The organism is Winogradskyella eximia, assembly GCF_003386165.1.
In the GTDB taxonomy this organism is placed as follows: Bacteria; Bacteroidota; Bacteroidia; order Flavobacteriales; family Flavobacteriaceae; genus Winogradskyella; species Winogradskyella eximia.
This window is the reverse complement of record NZ_QRDV01000002.1, coordinates 1-23,281: the sequence shown is the minus strand read 5'-3', so window position 1 is coordinate 23,281 and position 23,281 is coordinate 1. Positions and strand designations below refer to the sequence as shown.

Sequence of the window (23,281 nt, the reverse complement as noted above, 5' to 3'; positions counted from 1 at the left end):
GATACTTTTACTTCAAAAGAAAAAATATGACATAAGTTAGGTTTTGAATATTTTTAAAGAGTACTTAGCATAGAATTACAACCACTTGGATAAAACATTAGATTTTCAGGATTTATTTGAAGGTTTTCAGAGCACACCATATCTCTGGAAAGGATCTACTGTATATCACCTTAAACAGTATTCCCCTGAACCTACATTGAATCAATTTCCTATAGAAAATGAATCAAAAAAATTGCGTTTAGGTAAATGGGTTGAAAATTTTGTAGCTTACCAATTAAAGCATCAAAATGGTATTAAACTTCTTGAAGAAAATTTACAAATCAAAGATAATAAGATTACAATAGGCGAGTTAGACCTCTTGTTTTTACAGAATGAGAAACCGATTCACTTAGAAATTGTTTATAAATTTTACTTATACGACTCTAAACAAAATGATGTTAATTCGCTAAATAATTGGGTAGGACCTAACCGAAGTGACGCGTTAGTTTATAAACTTAAAAAACTAAAAGAAAAACAGTTACCACTACTCTATCATCCTAAAACAAAAGATGTTTTAGAGCATTACCCATTTCATATTAATGCCATAATTCAAAATGTTTGTTTTAAAGCACAATTATTTTTGCCTTATAAAAATCAAAATATTAATGTAGCACCATTAAATTCTGATTGTGTTGTAGGTTGGTATTTAAACGCCAAAAATATTGATGAACTAAAGGACTTTCAATTTTATATTCCCAAAAAATTAGAATGGCTTTCTTTGCCAAAAACCTCTGTTAATTGGTTAGAATTTGAAGATGCTAAAAGTGACATTGAAACATATATTAAAGATCAGCGCTCACCCTTATGCTGGATTAAAAGGAACAATGAACTTCAAAAATGTTTTATAACTTGGTGGTAATGGAACATAGCTATTATAAAATATATAAACCTTACGGCTACTTAAGTCAGTTTGTAAATCATCAGAACAAAAGACGAAATAAAAAACTTTTAAATGAGCTTTATGATTTTACAGATAATGTTATGGCTGTAGGTAGATTAGATGAAAAATCTGAGGGTTTATTACTATTAACAACCAATGGAAAGTTTAGTAATTACATTACAAGTTCTAAAATTGAAAAAGAATATCACGTAATGGTAGATGGGAACGTTACAGGTGAAGCTATTATAGAACTACAAAATGGCATTGAAATATCCGTAGACGGAAAACCGTACAAATCGAAACCATGTAAAGCCGAAATCTTAAAAGACACGTCTCATATCATAGACCGTTTTGTTAGACATGAAAAGCATGGTCCAACATCGTGGCTATCTATTACGTTAACAGAAGGAAAATTTAGACAAGTCCGTAAAATGACCGCAAAAGCTGGCTTCCCAACTTTGAGATTAGTGAGAGTACGGATTGGTAATTATAAATTAGATACTATGACTCCTGCTTCTGTTTTAGAGATACAACCCATAAATGAATTATACCCTTAGAAAAGACTACTCGGTTATGCTATCTTAAATAAACGATTAAGACTTTTTAGCATGTTTTGCTCTGTAATATCAAAATCATCATCTACAAAAAACAATGCTTTTATATCTTCCATAAGCAAGTCTACATCTTCTTTAGTATATTGATGTTGCTCAAGGCTAATCATAATTTTTTTAAGACCTTGATAATCATTATCAGCATCAAATTCTTCATGAATTTCCTGAAATGTTTGCTTATCTACTTTAGAAATGATTAACTCACGTTCTTTTGCGGATTCTTTAAAATCTGCATTTGCTGCGAAAAGTAAAATGTAAGCGACAAGTTCGTCTTTTGTCCAATCTATTGTTTTCATGAGTAGTATTGTATAGTTTTATTTTATTGTTACAAGCTGCTTGCAATTAATCATTTCCATTGGGAATTAATGCATTAAACTTGCTCGTTTATTATTTATTCAGTTAAGCTTCCATATTCTGTCCATGAGCCATCATAGACTATTAAGTTCTTATAATTACAAAGTGTAGCTGCTAAAGCTAAAATACAAGCCGTAATACCAGAACCACAACTAAAAACTAAAGTTCTATTACCTACTTCCAATTTACTAAAGATTATTGAAAGCTCTTCAATTGGTTTAAAAGTATTTCCTTTAAACAAGTCCGTGTAAGGTAAGCTTTCTGAATTAGGAATAGTACCTCTTCGCAAACCTTCTCTAGGTTCATCAACTAAACATTTAAATCTCGCCTCTGAGCGTGCATCTAATATTAACGTGTTTTGGTTGGTTGAAAGTTGCTTCACACCTTCAAAATTCGTCATTAATTTTGAATTATAGTGGACTTCAATGTTACCTTTAGTATAAGTTTCGTTTTTATATTTTTCAACAGGAAAATTATTGAGTTTCCATTCTGGTAATCCACCATCTAAAACGGCTACATTTTTAAATCCAAAAACTCTAAATAACCACCAAACTCTAGCGCTTGAGTAAACTCCTTTATCATCATAAACCACAATGCAAGAATCATTGTTTATTCCTAAGATTCGAGCCTGAGTTTCAAATTGTTCTTTTGAAGGTAATGTGCTTGGAAAAGGTGCAGAAACATCACTAAACTTTTTCTTAATATCGAAAAATCTAGCGTTCGGTAATCTTTCGGAAGTTGTGTCAATCACTTTATTAATTGTAGCATCCAAAACTATTAAATTTGATGCCTCAAGGTTTGTGTTTAACCAGTCTACTGAAACTAACGGCTTGATGTCTTTAATTATCATAATACCACAATTATGAATCTAGATCAAAAGTTTCTGTCGGATTATCATGTTCTTGATATTCCAACATATTTTCACCATCTGCTATAATAGAACATACGGTAGCATCACCTGTAACATTAACAACAGTTCTAAACATGTCTAAAATTCTATCAACCGGAAATATAATGGCAATCCAAGCCGGATTTAATCCTACAGAACTCAATACAATAATTAACATTACCAAACCTGCACTTGGCACAGCAGCCGAGCCAATAGATGCTAAAGTTGCCGTTAACACTACAGTTATTTGCTGTCCTAAAGTTAAATCAATCATATGCATTTGAGCCAAAAATATAACCGCAATAGCTTGGTACATACTTGTACCATCCATATTAACAGTTGCTCCAATAGGTAGCACAAAACTGCTAATTTTTTTATCTACGCCTAAGTTTTCTTCAACACATTCCATAGTAACAGGTAATGTAGCCGCACTACTCGATGTTGAAAATGCTAAGGTCTGCGCAGGACTCATCGATTTAAAAAAACCTTTATAAGGTATTTGCTTTACAAATACTTTTAAAATTAAAGGGTAAATAACAAATATCATTAACAATAAGCCTAACAGCACTGTAAGCGAATACCAACTTAAGCCTTTAAAAATTTCAACTACTTTACCAATATCATCTCCAGCCATTTTACTTACAACTCCTGCCAATAAAGCAAAAACGAAGAATGGTGCACCTTGCATAACAATATCTACCATCTTAAGAAAGACCTCATTAACTCCATTGACTAAATTTAAGACTGGTTGCGCTGACTTTGATGGTACAAACAACAAACACACTCCAAAGAAAATGGCAAAAAATATAATTTGAAGCATTAACCCGTTATTAGAAAGTGAATGAAAAAAGTTACTAGGTACAATATCTACCAAAGGCTGCAATGGTGTCGTTTCTTTACGATTTTTAACGGTTTCCATTTTATCTGCCACAGCAGCTTGCTTTAATTCACTTTTAGATAATTCTGAAATCTCTTGAGCACGTTCAAAAAATTCTGGATCTTGTAGGTAATTAATACCATCTTTTATTTTATGCCCTTCGCTATCTGCCCAAATTTCGTAGCTTATACGGTTATCGATTCTGCTTTGCTCATCAATAAGTTCACCTGGTTTAATTACATTTACTAAAAGCAATCCTAAGGAAATCGCCATTATTGTAGTTAGTAGATAAATCCCTAAAGTTTTACCACCCATTCTTCCAAGGCTTTTGGGATCACCAATATTAGCGACACCACTAATTATTGAAAATAACACTAGCGGAACTGCAATAAGTTTTAATAAATTGATAAAAATAGTCCCAAATGGATCGATCCAATTGATGGTAAATTGACTCCAACCCATGGTGCTCGATATTAAAGCCCATATGATTCCTAGAACCATTCCTATTATAATCTTCCAGTGTAAAGCTAGTTTTTTCATTTATGCTGAATTTATTTAAGTAATCTTTTCCCCTGAAAACGGGAATTTTTTATTTATTAAACTTAATTTTTATAACTTAAAATTATCTAAAACATACTGAAAATCTATATTTTCTTTATTTATAACTATAATTCCGAATGATTTCAAATTATGACTTACAAGGTAATTTGTCAAATATGTTTTAGTACTTTCATCTTGATGATATGTTTGAGAAAATTTCACCTTCACTACTTCAGCTAATCCGTAGTTTAAAAATTCACCTTCAAGTCTTTTATACTCTATACCTTTTAATTCAGCGTCAGCAAATATATTACCATCAACCATTTCTATGTAGAGTTCTAATGCTTCCTTTGACATTTTAATGTAATCTGCCCCATGAAAAATTATAACGTTAGTTATATCATCATTATCAACAAAAATTTCAGCATTAGATCCAAATTTTCTATATCGATCCATACTCTTCAACTCGAATTCAGTAAATTTATTTCTATAGATTGATTTTTCTAATATATCACTGAAATAGTCAGAACTTATTTTATCATAATTATTAGGAATTTTCATTTTGAGATTAAGCAATTCAATACGTTGCAATTTTGCATTTGAACTTTCAGTGGACTCAGAATTCTTCTTAGAGTTACAATTCAAAAAAGTAACAAATACAAAAAACAAAAATATCCTTCTCAAATTAATTATCATTTATTAGTCTCCTGTCTCCTTAACAACATATAGTCAGCAATTACCAAAGCTGCCATAGCTTCTACGATAGGTACTGCTCTCGGTACTACACAAGGATCATGTCTGCCTTTTCCTTGCATTTCTACAATTTCACCAGCACTATTTAAAGCGTCTTGTTTTTGAATTACGGTTGCTACTGGTTTAAACGCTACTCTAAAATAAATGTCCATTCCGTTAGAAATTCCACCTTGTATGCCTCCAGACAAGTTAGTTTTTGTTGTTCCATCTTTATTAAACAAATCGTTATGCTCGCTTCCTTTCATTTTTGCACCACAAAATCCACTACCATATTCAAAGCCTTTTACAGCATTTATGGACAGCATCGCTTTGCCTAATTCGGCATGTAACTTATCAAAAACAGGCTCTCCAAGTCCTACAGGTACATTCTTTATCACACACGTTATTGTGCCACCAATAGTATCCCCTTGTTTTTTGATTTCTTCTACTTTAGCAATCATTTTTTCCGCTGTAGCTTCATCAGGACAGCGAATAATATTAGATTCTGTTTTACTAAAATCTAAATCTTGATAAGGTTTATCTATAAAAATATCACCTACTGAAGAGGTAAATGCATTAATTTCAATTGACGCTAGCATTTGTTTTGCAATAGCACCTGCAACAACCCTAGAAGCAGTTTCGCGAGCAGAACTGCGTCCTCCTCCTCTATAATCCCTTACACCATATTTTTTTTCGTAAGTGTAATCTGCATGACTAGGACGATACACATCTTTAATATGTGAGTAGTCTTTTGATTTCTGATTGGTATTATGAATCACAAAACCAATTGGTGTTCCGGTAGTTACACCTTCAAAAATGCCTGAATAAAATTCTACAGAATCTGGCTCTTTACGTTGGGTTACAATTTTAGATTGACCTGGTTTTCTTCGATTCAATTCATCTTGAATAGCGTCAAAATCGAGTGTTAATCCAGAAGGACAACCATCAATTATACCTCCAATTGCTTTTCCGTGCGATTCACCATATGTGGTAAGTTTAAATAATTTCCCGATTGTATTTCCTGCCATTACAATTTATTTTACGCTAATGTAATTGTATTATTATAAAAATGGAAATACCACACTGTATTTCCTCTGTTGTCAACTAAATATTTATGCTTTTATGTTATTAATCTTTAGGTAATATAATAATAACAATTAACTCATAATTAGTTAATTATAGGTTAACCCAAATCTTAAAAAGATTAAAGTTCTTTGTCATAATAATTTTAATATCGTGAAAATAAAACGAAAGGTTGAAATTGCGGTTATATCTGATGTGCATCTTGGCACATATGGCTGTCACGCTAAGCAACTATTAACATATCTAAATAGTATTGAGCCTAAAAAACTGATTTTAAATGGTGACATTGTAGATATTTGGCAATTCAAAAAGCGATACTTTCCTAAATCTCATCTCTCTGTTATAAAAAAGATTATGGATTTTGCAGCTAATGGTACTGAAGTCATTTATATTACTGGCAACCATGACGAAATGTTACGAAAATTTGCAGATACCGAAATTGGAAACATTTCTATAGTGAATAAACTAGTTTTAGAGTTAGACGGAAAACGTGCTTGGTTTTTCCATGGTGACGTTTTTGATATTTCTATACAAAATGCCAAATGGCTCGCTAAACTTGGTGGTTATGGCTACGATTTTCTTATACTTATCAATCGAGTGATGAATTGGTGTTCCGATAAATTAGGAAAAGAGCGTTATTCCTTATCTCAAAAGATAAAAAACAGTGTAAAAGGTGCCGTAAAATATATCAATGATTTTGAAAAAGTAGCGACAGATTTGGCTATTGAAAATGGATATGATTATGTGATTTGTGGTCATATTCACCAACCTAAAATGTTACAAGTAGGAAACAAACGCGGTAAAACAATGTATTTGAATTCTGGTGATTGGGTTGAAAACTTTACCGCTTTAGAATATCAATTTAAACGCTGGAAAATCTACAACTACAACAAAGATAAATTATCCGCTTTTTATGCTGATGAAGATATAAAAGACATGAACATGAATGATTTAATAGCTGCAATTACTATAGTTGAGCAACCTAAATCTAAAAAGAAGAAAAAAAATAAATTAAAGTAAAGCCTCCTTTAAAATAGAGATAGGATGCTTAGCCACTCTGCCAGTTCCGTCTTTTATTTGATGTCTGCAACTTGTTCCGTTAGCAGAAATACAAGTCGCTTTTGAAGCTTTTCTTACCGCAGGAAATAACGTTTGCTCGCCTATTTGCATACTGACTTCATAATGTTCTTTTTCGTAACCAAAACTTCCTGCCATTCCGCAACAACCACTCGGGATAATGGTTACTTTGTAGTTTTCTGGTAAGTTTAAAACATCAAAACTCGACTTTTGATTCGCTAATGCCTTTTGATGGCAATGACCATGAAATTTAATGATCTTTTCTTCTTTGGTAAATTGTTCTGATGTTATGTTTCCTAATCCGATTTCTTGCTCAATAAATTCTTCAATAATAAAGGTGTTTTTTGCAATAGATTTTGCAGATTCTTTGTCATCAGCCAATTTAATATATTCATCTTTAAAAGTTAAAATAGCCGAAGGTTCAATACCAATTAATGGTGTGTTTTCTGATACTAAGTTTTTAAATTTTAAAACATTATTATTCGCCATTTTTTTCGCCTCTGCAACCAAGCCTTTTGAGAGCATTGCTCTACCTGATTCTGCATGAGAAATGATAGAAACTTTATAATTTAAACGACTTAAAAGTTCAATAGCATCAATACCAATTTCTGTATCTAAATGATTTGTGAATTCGTCGTTAAACAGATACACTTCTTTTATGTGATTTTTTTTAACTAACTCGTTTTTAAATAACTTAAACTCTTTATCTAAACTTTTAATCGAAATTAAAGGAATACTTCTTTCTTTAGCAATGCCTCCAATAGATTTTATAATTGAACTTGTAAAACCATTAGAAAACATAAAATTTGTAAGCCTTGGTACACGACTCGCAAAATCATTAATTTTATTGTTATAAGCAAATAATTTTGTTCTAAAAGGCACACCATTTGCTTTTTGATATTGGTACTGAAATTCAGCTTTTAAACTCGCTACATTTACACTACTTGGACATTCGCTTGCGCAAGCTTTACAACTTAAACATAAATCGAAAACTTGCTTTAATTCTTCGTGGTTAAACTTGTTTGCTTTTTCAGAATGCGTTAAGAATTCTCTTAGTGCATTTGCTCTCGCTCTAGTGGTATCTTTTTCGTTTCTGGTAGCTCTAAAACTAGGACACATAGTACCACCAAATTCGGGTAATTTTCTGCAATCACCAGAACCATTACATTTTTCTGCTTCGCGTAAAATACCTTGCGAACTCGAAAAATCTAATAATGTTTCAATTTCTGGTTCTTTTCTGTCCACTTCATAGCGTAGATTTTTATCCATAGGATAAGCATCAACTATTTTATGAGGATTAAAGATGTTTTCAGAATCAAAAGCCGATTTAATTCGTTTTAAAATTTGATAATTAGCTTCACCAATCATTAACGGAATAAACTCTGCCCTCACTATACCATCACCATGTTCTCCAGACATGGAACCGTTATACTTCTTTACTAATTTTGCAACATCAGTCGTTATCTTTCTAAATAAAACAACATCTTCAGTTTGCTTTAAATCTAGGATTGGTCGTAAATGCAACTCGCCTGCGCCAGCATGCGCATAGTAAACCGCATTTTGATGATATGCAGCCATCAATGCCGTGAATTCAGATATATAATTCTCTAAATCTTCAATTGCAACAGCAGTGTCTTCAATACAAGCGACTGCTTTTTTATCGCCAATAATATTTCCTAAAAGTCCTAATCCTGCTTTTCTTAACTCTACAGCTTTATTGATATCATCACCTTTTAAAACAGGGCTAGCATAACTTAAATTCAGGCCTTTAACAGTTTTTAAAAATGCATCTATTTGTGTTTGAAGCTCATTATCTGAATCTGCTTTAAGCTCACACATTAAAATTGCAGTCGGATTTCCCTCTATAAACGCTCTGTTTTCTTGCTGTGTTTTATTGTGTTTTGTGAGATTCAGAATGGTATCATCCATCATTTCACAGGTATGCAAATTGTGCTGCATCACTTGCGACACGGATTTTAAACAGGTTTCAATACTTTCAAAATGAAGCGCAACCATTGCGCTTTTAATTGGTGGCAAATCATCTAATTGTAATGTGATTTCGGTTGTAAACGCTAAAGTACCTTCACTTCCTGCTAACAATTGACACATATTAAAATCAGAATCAGAATCTGTAAAAACAGAAGATTTAATCAGCTCATCAATAGCATAACCTGTGTTTCTTCGGTGAATGCTAGGTTTAGGGAAATTCGCTTTTATTTCTTGCTGTACAGTTTTTGGCTCTAATTCTTTAAAAATAGTGTTATAAATATCACCTTCAAGCGTTTGTAATTTTGTTTTTTTATGAAATTCAACAGAGGTTAAACTTGAAAATTCAACTTCACTTCCATCGCTTAAAATAGTTTTCAGATTTAAAACCTTATCACGAGTAACACCATATTGAATAGAAGTGGTTCCAGATGAATTATTGCCAACCATTCCGCCAATCATACAGCGATTAGACGTTGATGTATTGGGACCAAAAAATAAGCCAAATGGTTTAAGATAATTATTCAACTCATCACGTACAACTCCTGGCTGAACGGTTACCGTTTTCTTAGATTCATTAATATCTAAAATTCTTGTAAAGTGTTTTGAGACATCAACTACAATACCTTCTCCAACACATTGTCCAGCTAAAGATGTACCAGCAGTTCTTGGTATTAAAGACGTCTTATGGTTTTTAGCAAAATCTATTAATAGTTTAATATCTGCTTTGCTTTTTGGTAAAGCAACGGCCAAGGGTAATTTTCTATAGACAGACGCATCTGTAGCATATAGTTTGCGCATTAAATCATTAAAATGTAACTCGCCATCTAGTTTAGATTTAAGGCTTTCAAGTGTCTTAAGATTTACATTTTGCATAAGCGTTAATAATCGATTGAATCGAGTTATAATTATATCTTAAAATTAAAGCTAATCACTCAATTTACTCATAATTTTGACGTTATAACGAAAAGCAATTTTAAGATTGCTAAAACTAAGAATTTAAACTTAAAATTAATATGAAGAAATTATTTTTATTAGGGATATCACTTTTTGCATTTACAACTGTCACTATGGCTCAAGACATTTCAAAAAATGCCATCGGTTTAAGACTTGGAGATAGTGACGGCTTTGGCACAGAAGTTTCTTACCAACGTGCTTTAGGTGACAACAATAGATTAGAAGTAGATTTGGGATGGAGAAGTCGAGATAAATACAGCGGCTTTAAATTAGCTGGGCTTTACCAATGGGTTTGGAACATTGAAGGTGGATTTAATTGGTATGCAGGTGCTGGAGGTGGATTTGGCTCTTACAGTTTTGACAATTACAATAACAACAATAAAGATTATAATGAAACCTTTGCTTTTATTGCAGGAGATATTGGTATAGAATACAGTTTTGATTTCCCTTTATTGCTATCCTTAGATTTTAGGCCAGAGCTTGGATTTGGAGATAAGGATTATGACAACAACAATCTTGATCTCGATATTGCATTAGGTGTAAGATATCAATTTTAAAATTTTTATAAATTATATATCAAAACCACCTTTAATGAGGTGGTTTTTTTATTATTTTTAATTCACATGAAACAACTTGCAATTATAGGCATGGGACCACGAGGTCTATACGCTTTAGAGCAGCTTCTCAATGCGCTTAGCAACGCCAATAAAATCATTGGTATATATGTTTTTGATGCAACTAGGAGTCCAGGCACCGGAAATGTTTGGGATAAATCGCAACCCGATTCCAATTGGATTAATATTACGGAACGTGCTTTAGTTGGTATTGAAAGACGACCTAAAATTAAATATAGTAATCAGACAATTGAATCTTTTCCGTCCTATCATGATTGGTGTCAATTTTCTCAAAACAGTGATGAACCTGATACTTTTCCGGCACGAAACAAACTCGGAAATTATCTTAATGCACGATACAAATCAATAGAGATTGCTTTAAAGGAATTAGAAACTTATAAGTTTAAGAAAGCGGAAGTAAAAAACATTAATCTAAAAAACGAAAAACTAGAGATCATAACCAATAAAGGTTCTTTGCAATGTGATGATATACTTTTAACTATTGGGCACCAATCCACAACACTTTCTGACCAATTACAAAAATGGCAATGGCATGTAGCATCGCATAATTCTTTAACGCTTTTTGAAAATGCTTACCCAATTACGCAACTTAAGTCTATTAGAAATAATACGAATATCAATATTGGCATTAGAGGTTTTGGCCTAGCTATGATTGATGTAATGCGTTATCTTACCATTAATGATTTTGGAAATTTTAAAGTGATAAATAATGACACTTTTGAAACCATTTATTATAAGAGCAAGTCTCAAGATTTAAAACTAATTCCGTTTTCATTAGACGGCTTACCATTAGTTCCGAAGCCTCTAAACGAAAGTACTGATTCGTGGTACCAACCTACGAAAGAAGAATTAGATAGTTTTAAATCTGAAATCGAAGCCGTTTCACACCAAACCACTGAAACAGATACCATTGATTTTTTAACGCATCCTATTGCTAAAATTATATCGCGTGTCTATTTAGACTTAAAATCGAACGGTATTTTGCATGATTTAAGTTCTTCTGAATTAGAGGCCATAATCTTAAATTGGTTAAATGATGACCATTATAACCATCCATTAATTCAAGATTCTAATAATTCAACGTATCAACTGATTCAGAATTATATTGAAATGGCTTTAGGCACCATTCCTGTTTCTCTCGATTATTGCATCGGACAAGTTTGGCGTCATTGTCAGCCGACCTTATACAAAGCTTTTTCGCATTCTAATGTGAATAATGACATTATAGAAAAAGTGATTGCCTTAGACGAACGCAGTAAACGTTATTCTTACGGACCACCGATTGAAAGTATGCAGCAAGTTTTAGCTTTGGTTGATGCAGATATATTGATATTGGACTTTATCACTGATCCTGATATAGAGTTGACAGCGGAAGGCTGGACTTTAAAAAACTCTAATAATAAAACCATCACCTGTTCTGTAATGATTAATAGTGTTTTAGATTCCCCAAAATTACTTGAAGTCAACACTCCTTTAATTAAAGATTTACTTCAAAATGATTTAATACAACCTATCCATTCAAAATTAGGCATCGAAACAACTGCTGATAGTTATGTCATTACACCAGAAGCTAAAGACGATGCGCCTATTGCTGTTTTAGGTCGTTTGGCCAAAGGTAGCGTGATTGGTGTGGATGCTATTTTAGAATGTTTTGGACCACGTATTGAAGATTGGGCAAAAGCTTACGTGAAGCGTCTAAACGCTAATTAGGTTGCTTTTCACTTAAATACTTCCAATACCGTTTTGGCACGTGTCTAATATGAAGTTTCATGTTTTTTCGAGAGGCAATATTGGTGGCTTTAAAATAATCTTGCCATAGCTTTTGAAATTCAAATTCTTGAGTGGCAAAAAATGCATTGTCGGTTTTAGTAAAGTTGAAATTCTCAGGAAAATCCATATTTATAAGTTCAACTGTTTTCAAATCATAGAATAATCCATAACCACGTTTTATATCATAAATCACCCATTTTTGATCGGCATAACGTCTCTTAAAATGCTTTTCAATTAAAGGCAACACATTAAAATCGGGTTCTATACTTGCGAAATAGATGTCATCTTTAGTTAACCGAAAACGTACAAAAGCTTCCATACGATGCTTTTCTCGTCCTACAGATTTTGCTATTTGTGCAATTTTTAAAATGGAAGGATGTGAATAATCTTTATCTACTTTCTTTTGTTGCGAAAGCGCATACTGTATATAATCTAAAAGTAAGTCCTCTACTCCTACCTCTTCACTTAAAAAAGCATAATAGAGTTGGTAACTTCCGTTAGATGACAACTTCGATTTGATACCTTTCCACACACGATTCGCCTTAACTTCATCAGTATGAATTGATTCATTTTCCGAAAACAAACCTTGCTGCACCGTAAATTCATTTTGAATGGTTACCGTTTTTAATTTATGTTCAAATACATAAAAAATAGTGGATAGAAAACCATCAAAAGTGCCGTCGTATATGAGGTTTTTAGCTTGCATCTATCCGAATAAGCTTAATTGATTACTCAACATTTTCTGATACTTACTCGTTGAATTTTGAAGGATTAAGCCTTTGATCTTTTCTGAAGTTAAATCCCGTTTTTCAAACTGATTGCTATCACAGACCATAAAGTATTGTGCTCTATTTAACGCCACTCCTATTTTTTTAAGATGTTCCCAATTCAATTTTCTAAAGCGTCTGGCATTTATAATTTTAAACACCGATTTCATTCCTAAACCAGGAATTCTGGCTAACATACGCTGGTCCGCTGTATTCACATCAACAGGAAATTCATGAAGATTCCGTAATGCCCAACTCAATTTAGGATCTACATCTAAATCTAAATTTTGATGTTGTTCGTTTAAAATTTCACTGACATCAAAACCATAAAAACGCATGAGCCAATCGGTTTGATACAATCTATTTTCACGAAGCATTGGTACAGCACTGCCAATTTGTGGTAAACGATCATCATAACTAATAGGTACATAACCTGAATAATACACACGTTTTAAATTATAGCTTTTGTAAAAGTGATTTGAGGTTTGCATAATCTGAAAATCATTCTCACCACTAGCTCCAATAATCATTTGTGTGCTCTGACCAGCAGGCGCAAATTTTGGTGTGCTTTTAATGATTTTCTTTTCGGCATTATATTGAATGATTTCATTTTTCACCTTCACCATCGGTTTTATAAAATCTTCACGCTTTTTGTCTGGCGCTAATTTTTTGAGTCCGGCTTCGGTCGGAATTTCAATATTCACACTTAACCGATCTGCGTAGAGTCCGGCTTCACGCATCAATTCATCCGACGCTCCAGGAATAGATTTTAGATGAATATAGCCGTTAAAATTTTCTTCAAGTCTTAATTTCTTTGCAACAGCCACCAAACGTTCCATGGTATAATCCGCACTTTTAAAAATACCTGAACTGAGAAAAAGCCCTTCAATATAATTTCTGCGGTAAAAATTAATGGTTAAATCCACCACTTCTTGCACTTTAAAAGCGGCACGTTTTACATCATTACTTTTTCGGGTAACGCAATAAGCACAATCAAAAATGCAATGGTTAGTTAATAGAATTTTTAATAAAGATACACAGCGACCATCTTCCGTATAGGAATGACAAATTCCCATGCCTGTAGCATCTCCTAATCCTTTATTGGTGTTAGCGCGTTTACTTCCGCTAGACGAACACGATACGTCATACTTTGCAGCATCTGCTAGTATTTTTAATTTTTCTTGGGTACGTTGAAAAGACAAATATTTTCCTCCTAAATCTTAAGTTAAAATCTTAACCACAAAAATACTACATATAGTAGCTTATGATTGCTTCCATTTGTAGTAATCTAAAAATTAATGCTTATTTCAAAATGTTAATTATTAGGAATTCAAATGGGTTAATATTTTGATGATATCATGTAAACAACAACAGATTTAAGCCTTAATTTTCTAACATATGAAACATTTCATAATCATCATTATTCTAAGCCTAAACCACACTATGAGTGCACAGCACAAGATACCAGAAGATATAAAGACAACTGTTAATAAAGCTTTAGCATATTATCCGCAGTTGAAGGACACCAAAATAGAATTTCGGTTTAAGAAAAACATTAAGAAATCGACTATGCAAGCCAGACCAACATTTGGCAGTTTCCTTAAGAGTAGAAAAAATCGACATTATGTGATTCTTATTAGTGAAAAATTCAAGATTGCAGATAAGGAATTTTTAACACGACATATTCCAGATGCTATTTTTATTGGGTGGATTGGTCATGAATTAGGTCATATTATGGATTATCAAAATCGAAGCAAGCTCAACCTCATTTGGTTTGGACTAAAGTATTTGTTTTCGCAGAATCATATTGTTGAAGCCGAACGTGCCGCAGATTCATTTGCTGTTGCACATGGTATGGAAGATTACATTTTAAAAACCAAAGATTTTATATTGAATAATGCAGATATCACCCAATCGTATAAAGATCGGATTCAAAAGTATTATTTATCGCCTGAAGAGATTATAGAATTGGTAGAACATCGTGATGCAGAAAAAGACATTGATTAATAATTAATCACAGCAATTTAAAATGGTAAAAACAAAAAAGCTATTATAAAAATAATAGCTTTTTTTTATGTTTAATTCAGTTGAAATCTTCTAAGACTCTTTAATAAACGCTTCCCAGTCCGCAAACTTTTCTTCTCCCATAACGCGTTCCATTTTTACTTGACCTCCTTTTTTCTTATTCCATTCACTCCAATCATGAAAACGTTCTGGAGCAATCACTTTTACCTTCACACCTTTTAGCGCTTTACTTCTAGCCACTTTGTAATTCTTATTGGCGGATTTTAAACTTTCGTCTAAGGCCTCTGCAATAGTCGAATTATCAACTCCTTTTACGTCCGAACCTAAATACCAATAGTGATAAAATTCATCATCGTCGCCACGTTTGGCACAGATGGTGTATTCAGGAATTGTAGTATCGAATTGCTCCTCTAATTCGCGCATGGCTGCATCCATTTTGTTCACTGATAATTGCGAACCTACTGTATTTAAAAAGAATTTTGTACGTCCTGTAATTTTAATTTCGGCACGTTCAATGTTCGTGAATTCAATGGTATCACCAATAAGATATCTCCACGCTCCGCTAACGGTACTAATGATTAAAACGTAATCTTGATTCAATTCAACTTGATCTAAAGTTAAAGCTGGTGCTTCATCTGTTAACGAACCATCTTCGTTGATATATTCGGGTTTAAAAGGCACAAATTCAAAATAAATGCCATTATCAGTGTTCAGTTGCATGGCATCCGTTTCTGGACGCACTTGGGTTGCTATGTACCCTTCGGACGCTAAATAGGTATCGATAACTGTGATTGGTTTTCCTAATAAGGCATTAAAACTTTTCTCATATGGACCAAAAGCAACTCCTCCAGAGGTATAGACTTGTAGGTTGGGCCAAATTTCATGAATATTATTCAAGTTATGGTAGTTTATCACTTTTTGAAGCATCAACTCTATCCACGATGGAATTCCACTTAACGCACCAATATCCCAATCTTTAGCACGTTCTGCAATACGCTGCACACGTTCGTCCCAATCTTCAATTTGCGATATTTCTTCACCAGGTTTGTAATAACCTCTAAACCAAGACGGAATATTACTCGCACTAATGCCACTAATTTCACCTTCGAGGTGATCGTTGTTTTCCTCCAAATCAGTAGAACTACCGAGCATCATAATTTCCTTTTCGAAAAAATCTGCAGGTAAATCAAAATTCTTTAAGGCAAACACCTGTTTAATTCCTGCATTTCTTATGGCATCAATCATGGCATCTGTTACCGGAATGCGTTTACTTGTTTTTCCTGTGGTACCAGAACTCAATGCAAAATAAGATGGCTTTCCTGGCCATGTGATGTTACTTTCGCCTTCGTGATACTTGTGCCACCATTTTTTGTTTATTTTATTGTAATCAAAATACGGCACATGCTTCGCAAAGCTTTGCTGTAAATTAGAAGTTTCAAGAATGCTTTCAAAATCATAAAACTTTCCGAATTGGGTACTCTTAGCTGTTTCAAGTAATTCTTTGAGCACTTGTTCTTGAGCTTCTTCATGAATAACTTCAGACGTAAACGTATCCTTCAGTTCAATCACTCCTTTTATAATGTTTCCTAGTATGGCCATTTTTTAATTTCAATTATTGATTCTATAATTATGCTGCAATTTTTCTACAAGCTTCAGCACATGCTCTACACGATTTAGCACATTCTTTACAATGTTCGTGTTTGTGTTCTTCACAATGATCTGCACAATACTCACAAATTTCGGCACATAATAAGGCATATTGCTTAACGTATGCACTATCTGAAGTCATCATTTTAAGTAAAGCATCACAGGCATCAATACATTGTATACAACATTTTGGGCAATCGTTCCTGCTTTCTTTTCCTGCCATTTCGGTTAGGCATATTCTACAATCCACTATACATTTCTGACAGGCTTCAATCGCATTTCTATAAGTCGCTTTCATATTAATTGTATTTAGAATTAATTTCTACTAATATCCAATATTGCTTCCAAAACGATTACTGCGATTCGGAAAAGAATTAACCCATTTAGTAAAAATGCTTTCAGAGTAATTTAAACTTGAAATGAGTTAAAACATCATTATAATTAGTGACATATTGAGGCTAATAAAATTCTAAAATATTAAGGATATGAATGATTGGTTTAAATTTTCTACAGACGGACTTTTGGCGATAATACTTACTGCTATTGGTATTTATATGGCCTTAGTCATTTTAACACGCATTAGTGGCAAACGCAGTTTTTCGAAAATGTCTAGTTTCGATTTTGCCATGACGGTTTCTATTGGTTCCATATTAGCAACAGTTATTGTTTCGAAATCTGTTTCGCTTCAATATGGTATTATTGGTTTAGTGCTTATTTATAGTTTACAAATGGTCGTTGCTGCTGCAAGACATTATAAACCTATTAGAAATTTAGTCGATAATAAACCCACCTTATTAATGCAAAACGGCAAACTTATTAAAGACAATTTAAAGAAATGTAAAGTGACCGAATCTGATGTAAAGGCCAAATTGCGTGAAGCGAATGTGATTCAACTATCGGAAGTTAAAGCGGTTGTATTTGAATCAACTGGTGATATTTCCGTATTACACGGAGCTGATGATAAAGCTATTGACGATTGGATTATGGATTTTTAAAATTTACGATATAATTTCGACCTTAAAACTTGAGACTGATTTATTTGAAAAATCCTCAATTTCCTTAGCATTAAATTATGAAATTCTTCGTAAAATTTATGTAGTTTTGCACATCTAAAATTAAAACAATTCACAATGAAAGATACTGCTTTATCCTCTACTCACGAAGCACTTGGTGCTAAAATGGTTCCTTTTGCTGGCTATAATATGCCTGTACAATATGAAGGTGTAAATATAGAACATGAAACAGTAAGAAAAGCTGTTGGTGTGTTTGATGTCTCTCATATGGGTGAATTTTTAATTGAAGGTCCACATGCTTTAGAATTGATTCAAAAAGTATCGAGTAATGATGCGTCTAAATTAGAAGTTGGAAAAGCACAATACAGCTGTTTACCAAATGATGATGGTGGTGTTGTAGATGATTTAATCATATACAAATTAAAAGAAGAAACGTATTTATTAGTCGTTAATGCTAGTAATATTGAAAAAGATTGGAACTGGATATCGTCTAAAAATGATGTAGGTGCTGAGATGCGCGATTTAAGCGAAGATTATTCGTTATTAGCGATTCAAGGTCCAAAGGCTGTTGAAGCGATGCAATCTTTAACGAGTCATGATTTATCTGCCATAAAATTCTACAATTTTGTAGTTGGTGATTTTGCAGGTGTTGAAAATGTGATCATTTCTGCTACAGGTTATACTGGAAGTGGTGGCTTTGAGATTTACTGTAAAAATTCAGAAGTGAAACAAGTTTGGGACAAAGTTTTTGAAGCTGGAGCTGATTTTGGCATTAAACCAATAGGTTTAGCAGCAAGAGATACGTTGCGTTTGGAAATGGGTTACTGCTTATATGGTAATGATATTGACGATACCACATCGCCAATTGAAGCTGGTTTAGGTTGGGTTTGTAAATTTAACAAAGACTTTACCAATAGCGACGCTTTAAAGGCTGAAAAAGAACACACTCCAGAACGTAAATTAGTGGCCTTTAAATTAGATGAACGTGGTATTCCGCGTCATGGTTACGATATTGTAGATAGCAGCGGAAAAACGATTGGTGTTGTTACTTCTGGTACTATGAGTCCTAGTTTAGGCATTGGTATTGGTATGGGTTATGTACCGACTGTATTTTCTAAAGTGGATAGTAAAATATTTATTCAAGTGCGTAAAAAAGCCATTCCTGCAACGGTTGTAAAGGCTCCTTTTTACAAGGGCTAAATTTTTAAGTGTGTAGTTTGATTAATGACGAAGAAACATTTAGATCCTCAAAAACACCGTATATTAATACTTGGAGCAAGCGGTTATATTGGCAATGCCATTTATAAGGAATTAGGACCCTATTTTAAAACTTATGGAACGTATCGTACTCCCAAAAAAGTGCACGATGCTAATCAACAATTCTTTCATTATAATTTAGAGGAAGATGATGTCTATGAGATTTTAGAAGTCACTAAACCTACAATAATTATTTCTGCACTTCGTGGTGATTTTAACGCTCAAGTAATTTCGCATCAACACATTGCTGAATATGTAGTGGCTACAGGCTGTAAATTTATCTTTTTGTCTTCGGCTAATGTTTTTGATGCTTATAGTAAATTTCCGAGTTACGAATTAGACAAAACCTTAAGTCATAGTGTTTATGGTCACTTCAAAATAAAAATCGAAAACATGTTGTTACGCTTGCCTAAAAAGCAAGTTGTTATTATTAGATTACCTATGGTATTTGGTGCAAATTCACCTAGAATACAAGAAATGAAAACATTTATATCGGAAAATGAATCGGTTGAAGTTTTCCCAAATTTAATCATGAATGTGATGCTCGATAAAAAACTCACGCAACAAATTCATTATATCATTAACCGCAATAAACAAGGGATTTTTCATTTAGGCAGTTCAGATTTAGTACATCATGATGAATTTATATCCAATGTTTTAGCCATTATTACAGAAAAAAAAGTGGTTTTAAAAAATGTATTTACAACAAATGACGATAGGTATTTAGCTGTGCTTGGTAAGTATAGTAAATTACCTAAACATCTTCATATTACTAGTGAGGAAGTCTTAGAAGAACTCTCTAAGTAAGTGCTAAAAACATTAGTCATTTTAAAACAATAATACTTCAAATTTTATTAATTTTAAGCTATCAAAAATATATTATGAAATTAGACGATAACACCATAGAAAAAAAATTATCTCAGCTTCCGGAATGGGAGTATTACGATAATGCCATTCATACTGAATATGAATTTGAGAATTTTAAAGATTGCTTTAGTGCTATGAGCCGAATTGCTTTTGAGTGTGAAGCTTTAAATCACCATCCTAATTGGAGTAATATTTATAATGTTCTTAAAATATCACTTTCTACGCATGATGCTGATGGAGTTACTGATAAAGATTTTCAGCTAGCACAAGCAATAGAGACTATTGTGGAAGAGGAAGATTAGTTTTTTTACCAATATTATATTGATAATTAAGTTTAATCTTTTTTCGGCATTTTTAATATTTTCTTAAATTTGCTTGTACCTAACTTTAGGCATGTAAAATACTTAACAATTTATAACTTTTTTTACTATGGGAAGAGCTTTCGAATTTAGAAAAGCAAGAAAAATGAAACGTTGGTCTGCCATGAGCAAAGCCTTTACGCGTATTGGTAAAGACATTGTAATGGCTGTAAAAGAAGGTGGTCCTGATCCTGATAGTAACTCACGTCTTAGAGCTGTTATACAGAATGCAAAAGCTGTAAATATGCCTAAGGATAACGTGGAACGCGCCATTAAAAAAGCGAGCGAAAAAGATCAAGGTGATTATAAAGAAGTGCTTTTTGAAGGTTATGCGCAACACGGTATTGCAGTACTTATTGAAACAGCAACGGATAATAATACGCGTACGGTAGCTAATGTAAGATCTTATTTTAATAAAACAGACGGTAGTTTAGGCACTTCTGGCTCTGTAGTTTTTATGTTTGACCATACGTGTAACTTTAAAATTGAAGATAAAGATTTTGATTTGGAAGAATTAGAGTTAGAACTGATTGATTTCGGTGTAGATGAAATTTTTGAAGATATTGATGAGGATGAAGAAGGTAATGAGAAAAAGAGCATTATGATTTATGCGCCTTTCGAAAGTTTTGGTAGCATTCAATCTTATTTAGAAGCCAATGATATTGAAATTATTTCTTCTGGTTTTGAACGTATTCCGCAAGTGACAAAAAAAATTACCGCAGAACAAGCTGAGGATGTTGAAAAGCTTTTAGAAAAGTTAGAAGAAGATGATGATGTACAGAACGTATATCACACTATGGAAGAAAGTGCTGAATAACAATTTAAATCTTTACAATTACGAGAGGGCTTCTGCCCTCTTTTTTGTTTCATATATAGCTACAATTTGTAGCTTCTTTATTTATACCCCAAATAAGTCATGATTTTAATGTAATTTACATGTAAGGAACAACAATGTAAACGATTAATATCATGAGAGTTATATTATCTAAATTGCATCATAATAATGATAATCAAATTGCAATTGGTTTTGATGATAAAGAAATAACAAAAGCAATTGTTAAGGCAATTGAAGGAATTAAGTGGTCACAGACCCACGAGACGTATTACGTTCTATATTCAAAAAATACTATACATACGTTATTCAATTATTTTAGAAGCAAAAGCTATTTTGTCGATTATAGTCAGTTTAAAAAACCTATTCGAAACACATATCAACCTGTAAAAAAAATTAAACCGAGTCTTAACATGGCAGAGATGTTTAAGGTTCTTCCCATAACATATAAGGAGTTATTAAAGGATTATGCCGGATTTCTTAGAGGCAAGCGTTTAAGTGAAAGTACGGTTCGTTCCTATGGTTATTTTGTATTGCGGTTTATGAATTTCTATAAACCAAAAGCCATAAAAGCCATTAAGAAGAAAGATATCGATTACTTTTTTGAAATTGTATTTGCAGGTGAGAATTTTAATATTAGTAGTCATAGGCAATGTGTTAGTGCTTTAAAATATTTTATTGAATATTGTGATTTACCTTCATTGGAACCCGATGACTTAAAGCGTCCAAAAAAAAGTAAAAAACTGCCAATAGTGTTATCAAAGGAGGAAATTATTGATCTTATACAGGTGACTAAAAATCTAAAGCATAGAGCTATTATTGGACTTTTATATTCTTGTGGCTTAAGGATTGGAGAATTATTAGATTTAAAAATCAGTGCTTTAGACTTTGACAGGAATTTATTGCGAGTAAATGAAGGTAAAGGAAGAAAAGACCGCAGTGTTGTAATGAGCGAAGTTTTAAAACCTTTAATATTTAATTATTTAAACACCTACAAGCCAAACATTTTTATCATTGAAGGGCGTGACGGAGTGCCATATTCTGCAACTAGCGTACGTCAGTTTTTAAAGAAAAGTTGCGGGTATGCTGGTATAAAAAAGCAAGTGACACCTCATGTATTACGCCATAGTTATGCTACACATTTAATGGAAAACGGAGTGGATTTACGTCATATACAATTGTTATTAGGTCATGCTAAGCCAGAGACGACTATGATTTACACACATGTTGCTCATAGAGATTTAATGCAAATTAGTAGTCCTTTAGATACTATAATTCAGTCAATAACAAAATCTCATAAAAACAATACAGAAGTTTTGTTATCCCGTAATTATAATATATAAACGGTTATATTTGTTTTTATATAACCAGTTGGCAAACATTTGACGCAACCTTTCGAGAGAAACTGCATCTATTAATTATAAATTGAATTATAATGAAAAAGAAACTGATATTACTACTTTCTGTATTTGCCATGATAAGTTGTGAAGTATCGTCTGTGGACGTATCTGACGAAAACTATGTATTTGATGGAAGAGGCGGAATAAAATGTAAAGTTGACGGAAAATTAATCAAGCCAAAAGTAAGTTTTAGTGGAACTGGACTAGCAGCAGATGTTGAATTTATTTCTTGGAACAACGAAGAATATTTAAGTGTGGATTTTTTGAATGGTGGTGAATCACCTGATTTTATTTCTCAATCAGTTAGAATGAAAATTATTGATGTAGTTCCTGAGTCTGTTCAAGTAGGAGATATTTACATACTTGATAACGAACAAAATTCAAACTATGGAAAATATAGTTATGGAGGAATAGACTTCAATTACTCTACGAACGACCAAAACATTGGAGAATTGGAAATTGTTTTTCACGATTTAGAAAACAGAATATTAGGCGGAACTTTTGAATATGACGCAATTGATGAAAACGGTGTAATTGTAGAAATAAGAGATGGAGAATTTGATATGAAATATTAAAAAAACGATTTGCCAACAAAGTACTGTGGTAAAAAACAAGTAAAAATGTATTAATTTTTCACTAAAGTACTTTTATAATTTCCATCATATATTAATCCTGATTTAGCTA

The 23,281-nt window shown here is 32.7% G+C and carries 23 protein-coding genes; 13 read left to right on the top strand and 10 right to left on the bottom strand.

Annotated elements, in window-relative coordinates; translation table 11 throughout:
• Positions 1 to 85: 85 nt before the first annotated feature.
• Both DFQ10_RS05865 and DFQ10_RS05860 read left to right on the top strand, forming a co-directional pair.
• Positions 86 to 898, top strand: coding sequence for a DUF1853 family protein (locus DFQ10_RS05865; RefSeq protein WP_115816477.1), 813 nt, complete (start codon positions 86 to 88; stop codon positions 896 to 898).
• Complete coding sequence (locus DFQ10_RS05860) at positions 898 to 1,476, top strand: pseudouridine synthase (protein WP_115816476.1); 579 nt, start codon at positions 898 to 900, stop codon at positions 1,474 to 1,476. Before DFQ10_RS05865 ends, DFQ10_RS05860 begins: the two co-directional genes overlap by 1 nt.
• 14 nt (positions 1,477 to 1,490) lie before the next feature.
• Here the strand turns inward: DFQ10_RS05860 and DFQ10_RS05855 are convergent, their stop codons facing one another.
• From DFQ10_RS05855 to aroC, 5 genes are all read right to left on the bottom strand, one after another.
• Positions 1,491 to 1,826 carry a hypothetical protein gene (locus DFQ10_RS05855; RefSeq protein ID WP_115816475.1) on the bottom strand — a complete coding sequence of 112 codons (336 nt, stop codon included), beginning with the start codon at positions 1,824 to 1,826 and terminating at the stop codon, positions 1,491 to 1,493.
• A gap of 95 nt (positions 1,827 to 1,921) precedes the next feature.
• Positions 1,922 to 2,734, bottom strand: a complete 813-nt coding sequence (locus tag DFQ10_RS05850; RefSeq protein ID WP_115816474.1) for a sulfurtransferase — start codon at positions 2,732 to 2,734, stop codon at positions 1,922 to 1,924.
• A gap of 10 nt (positions 2,735 to 2,744) precedes the next feature.
• Positions 2,745 to 4,190 (bottom strand): dicarboxylate/amino acid:cation symporter, encoded by a 1,446-nt coding sequence (locus DFQ10_RS05845; protein ID WP_115816473.1) that lies wholly within the window; start codon positions 4,188 to 4,190, stop codon positions 2,745 to 2,747.
• Between the two features lie 69 nt (positions 4,191 to 4,259).
• Positions 4,260 to 4,835 (bottom strand): hypothetical protein, encoded by a 576-nt coding sequence (locus DFQ10_RS05840; RefSeq protein WP_147299183.1) that lies wholly within the window; start codon positions 4,833 to 4,835, stop codon positions 4,260 to 4,262.
• Between the two features lie 47 nt (positions 4,836 to 4,882).
• On the bottom strand, positions 4,883 to 5,950 hold the full coding sequence (gene aroC / locus DFQ10_RS05835) for a chorismate synthase (RefSeq protein ID WP_115816471.1): 1,068 nt from the start codon (positions 5,948 to 5,950) through the stop codon (positions 4,883 to 4,885).
• A gap of 208 nt (positions 5,951 to 6,158) precedes the next feature.
• On the opposite strand from aroC, the gene DFQ10_RS05830 reads away from it, so the two are divergent.
• Complete coding sequence (locus DFQ10_RS05830) at positions 6,159 to 7,025, top strand: UDP-2,3-diacylglucosamine diphosphatase (RefSeq protein ID WP_115816470.1); 867 nt, start codon at positions 6,159 to 6,161, stop codon at positions 7,023 to 7,025.
• On the opposite strand, the gene DFQ10_RS05825 is transcribed toward DFQ10_RS05830, so the two are convergent.
• Positions 7,017 to 9,944, bottom strand: a complete 2,928-nt coding sequence (locus DFQ10_RS05825) for an FAD-binding and (Fe-S)-binding domain-containing protein (RefSeq protein WP_115816469.1) — start codon at positions 9,942 to 9,944, stop codon at positions 7,017 to 7,019. The genes DFQ10_RS05830 and DFQ10_RS05825 overlap by 9 nt on opposite strands.
• Before the next feature lie 140 nt (positions 9,945 to 10,084).
• Between DFQ10_RS05825 and DFQ10_RS05820 the strand changes: the two genes are divergently transcribed.
• Positions 10,085 to 10,582 carry a hypothetical protein gene (locus DFQ10_RS05820; RefSeq protein ID WP_115816468.1) on the top strand — a complete coding sequence of 166 codons (498 nt, stop codon included), beginning with the start codon at positions 10,085 to 10,087 and terminating at the stop codon, positions 10,580 to 10,582.
• 66 nt (positions 10,583 to 10,648) lie between these two features.
• On the top strand, positions 10,649 to 12,370 hold the full coding sequence (locus DFQ10_RS05815) for an FAD/NAD(P)-binding protein (RefSeq protein WP_115816467.1): 1,722 nt from the start codon (positions 10,649 to 10,651) through the stop codon (positions 12,368 to 12,370).
• On the opposite strand, the gene DFQ10_RS05810 is transcribed toward DFQ10_RS05815, so the two are convergent.
• Together DFQ10_RS05810 and DFQ10_RS05805 are read right to left on the bottom strand one after the other, a co-directional pair.
• Positions 12,363 to 13,136 carry a TIGR03915 family putative DNA repair protein gene (locus DFQ10_RS05810; protein ID WP_115816466.1) on the bottom strand — a complete coding sequence of 258 codons (774 nt, stop codon included), beginning with the start codon at positions 13,134 to 13,136 and terminating at the stop codon, positions 12,363 to 12,365. The two genes, DFQ10_RS05815 and DFQ10_RS05810, sit on opposite strands and share 8 nt — an antisense overlap.
• A complete protein-coding gene (locus DFQ10_RS05805) occupies positions 13,137 to 14,399 on the bottom strand; it encodes a putative DNA modification/repair radical SAM protein (protein WP_092467936.1) in 1,263 nt (420 codons plus the stop codon). It abuts the gene before it with no gap.
• A gap of 196 nt (positions 14,400 to 14,595) precedes the next feature.
• Between DFQ10_RS05805 and DFQ10_RS05800 the strand changes: the two genes are divergently transcribed.
• The gene (locus tag DFQ10_RS05800; protein ID WP_245940627.1) at positions 14,596 to 15,204 is read left to right on the top strand and encodes a hypothetical protein; all 609 of its coding nucleotides are present in this window, start codon (positions 14,596 to 14,598) and stop codon (positions 15,202 to 15,204) included.
• Between the two features lie 90 nt (positions 15,205 to 15,294).
• Here the strand turns inward: DFQ10_RS05800 and DFQ10_RS05795 are convergent, their stop codons facing one another.
• Together DFQ10_RS05795 and DFQ10_RS05790 are read right to left on the bottom strand one after the other, a co-directional pair.
• Positions 15,295 to 16,821, bottom strand: a complete 1,527-nt coding sequence (locus tag DFQ10_RS05795; RefSeq protein ID WP_115816464.1) for a GH3 family domain-containing protein — start codon at positions 16,819 to 16,821, stop codon at positions 15,295 to 15,297.
• A 28-nt stretch (positions 16,822 to 16,849) separates the two neighbouring features.
• Positions 16,850 to 17,167 (bottom strand): four-helix bundle copper-binding protein, encoded by a 318-nt coding sequence (locus tag DFQ10_RS05790; RefSeq protein WP_115816463.1) that lies wholly within the window; start codon positions 17,165 to 17,167, stop codon positions 16,850 to 16,852.
• A gap of 187 nt (positions 17,168 to 17,354) precedes the next feature.
• Here DFQ10_RS05790 and DFQ10_RS05785 point away from each other — a divergent pair, with 187 nt between their 5' ends.
• The 7 genes from DFQ10_RS05785 (at position 17,355) to DFQ10_RS05755 (ending at position 23,172) form a co-directional block, all read left to right on the top strand.
• A complete protein-coding gene (locus DFQ10_RS05785; RefSeq protein ID WP_115816462.1) occupies positions 17,355 to 17,864 on the top strand; it encodes a DUF421 domain-containing protein in 510 nt (169 codons plus the stop codon).
• Between the two features lie 135 nt (positions 17,865 to 17,999).
• On the top strand, positions 18,000 to 19,082 hold the full coding sequence (gene gcvT / locus DFQ10_RS05780; protein ID WP_115816461.1) for a glycine cleavage system aminomethyltransferase GcvT: 1,083 nt from the start codon (positions 18,000 to 18,002) through the stop codon (positions 19,080 to 19,082).
• A 24-nt stretch (positions 19,083 to 19,106) separates the two neighbouring features.
• Positions 19,107 to 19,946 carry a sugar nucleotide-binding protein gene (locus tag DFQ10_RS05775; protein ID WP_115816460.1) on the top strand — a complete coding sequence of 280 codons (840 nt, stop codon included), beginning with the start codon at positions 19,107 to 19,109 and terminating at the stop codon, positions 19,944 to 19,946.
• A gap of 74 nt (positions 19,947 to 20,020) precedes the next feature.
• Entirely contained in the window at positions 20,021 to 20,308 is a 288-nt protein-coding gene (locus DFQ10_RS05770; protein WP_394347241.1) for a 4a-hydroxytetrahydrobiopterin dehydratase, read from the top strand.
• A gap of 127 nt (positions 20,309 to 20,435) precedes the next feature.
• Positions 20,436 to 21,182, top strand: a complete 747-nt coding sequence (locus tag DFQ10_RS05765; RefSeq protein ID WP_115816458.1) for a YebC/PmpR family DNA-binding transcriptional regulator — start codon at positions 20,436 to 20,438, stop codon at positions 21,180 to 21,182.
• Between the two features lie 152 nt (positions 21,183 to 21,334).
• Positions 21,335 to 22,540 carry a tyrosine-type recombinase/integrase gene (locus tag DFQ10_RS05760; protein WP_115816457.1) on the top strand — a complete coding sequence of 402 codons (1,206 nt, stop codon included), beginning with the start codon at positions 21,335 to 21,337 and terminating at the stop codon, positions 22,538 to 22,540.
• A 92-nt stretch (positions 22,541 to 22,632) separates the two neighbouring features.
• A complete protein-coding gene (locus DFQ10_RS05755) occupies positions 22,633 to 23,172 on the top strand; it encodes a hypothetical protein (RefSeq protein ID WP_147299182.1) in 540 nt (179 codons plus the stop codon).
• The last annotated feature ends 109 nt before the right edge of the window (positions 23,173 to 23,281 follow it).

Bases quoted from the DNA above. Each gene is read 5' to 3' on its own strand.
- DFQ10_RS05860 (WP_115816476.1), top strand. From the start codon at position 898: ATGGAACATAGCTATTATAAAATATATAAACCTTACGGCTACTTAAGT.
- DFQ10_RS05845 (WP_115816473.1), bottom strand. From the start codon at position 4,190: ATGAAAAAACTAGCTTTACACTGGAAGATTATAATAGGAATGGTTCTA.
- DFQ10_RS05785 (WP_115816462.1), top strand. From the start codon at position 17,355: ATGAATGATTGGTTTAAATTTTCTACAGACGGACTTTTGGCGATAATA.
- DFQ10_RS05790 (WP_115816463.1), bottom strand. From the start codon at position 17,167: ATGAAAGCGACTTATAGAAATGCGATTGAAGCCTGTCAGAAATGTATA.
- DFQ10_RS05755 (WP_147299182.1), top strand. From the start codon at position 22,633: ATGAAAAAGAAACTGATATTACTACTTTCTGTATTTGCCATGATAAGT.
- DFQ10_RS05810 (WP_115816466.1), bottom strand. From the start codon at position 13,136: ATGCAAGCTAAAAACCTCATATACGACGGCACTTTTGATGGTTTTCTA.
- gcvT (WP_115816461.1), top strand. From the start codon at position 18,000: ATGAAAGATACTGCTTTATCCTCTACTCACGAAGCACTTGGTGCTAAA.
- DFQ10_RS05820 (WP_115816468.1), top strand. From the start codon at position 10,085: ATGAAGAAATTATTTTTATTAGGGATATCACTTTTTGCATTTACAACT.
- aroC (WP_115816471.1), bottom strand. From the start codon at position 5,950: ATGGCAGGAAATACAATCGGGAAATTATTTAAACTTACCACATATGGT.
- DFQ10_RS05815 (WP_115816467.1), top strand. From the start codon at position 10,649: ATGAAACAACTTGCAATTATAGGCATGGGACCACGAGGTCTATACGCT.
- DFQ10_RS05775 (WP_115816460.1), top strand. From the start codon at position 19,107: ATGACGAAGAAACATTTAGATCCTCAAAAACACCGTATATTAATACTT.
- DFQ10_RS05770 (WP_394347241.1), top strand. From the start codon at position 20,021: ATGAAATTAGACGATAACACCATAGAAAAAAAATTATCTCAGCTTCCG.
- DFQ10_RS05850 (WP_115816474.1), bottom strand. From the start codon at position 2,734: ATGATAATTAAAGACATCAAGCCGTTAGTTTCAGTAGACTGGTTAAAC.
- DFQ10_RS05800 (WP_245940627.1), top strand. From the start codon at position 14,596: ATGAAACATTTCATAATCATCATTATTCTAAGCCTAAACCACACTATG.
- DFQ10_RS05760 (WP_115816457.1), top strand. From the start codon at position 21,335: ATGAGAGTTATATTATCTAAATTGCATCATAATAATGATAATCAAATT.
- DFQ10_RS05855 (WP_115816475.1), bottom strand. From the start codon at position 1,826: ATGAAAACAATAGATTGGACAAAAGACGAACTTGTCGCTTACATTTTA.
- DFQ10_RS05765 (WP_115816458.1), top strand. From the start codon at position 20,436: ATGGGAAGAGCTTTCGAATTTAGAAAAGCAAGAAAAATGAAACGTTGG.
- DFQ10_RS05795 (WP_115816464.1), bottom strand. From the start codon at position 16,821: ATGGCCATACTAGGAAACATTATAAAAGGAGTGATTGAACTGAAGGAT.
- DFQ10_RS05825 (WP_115816469.1), bottom strand. From the start codon at position 9,944: ATGCAAAATGTAAATCTTAAGACACTTGAAAGCCTTAAATCTAAACTA.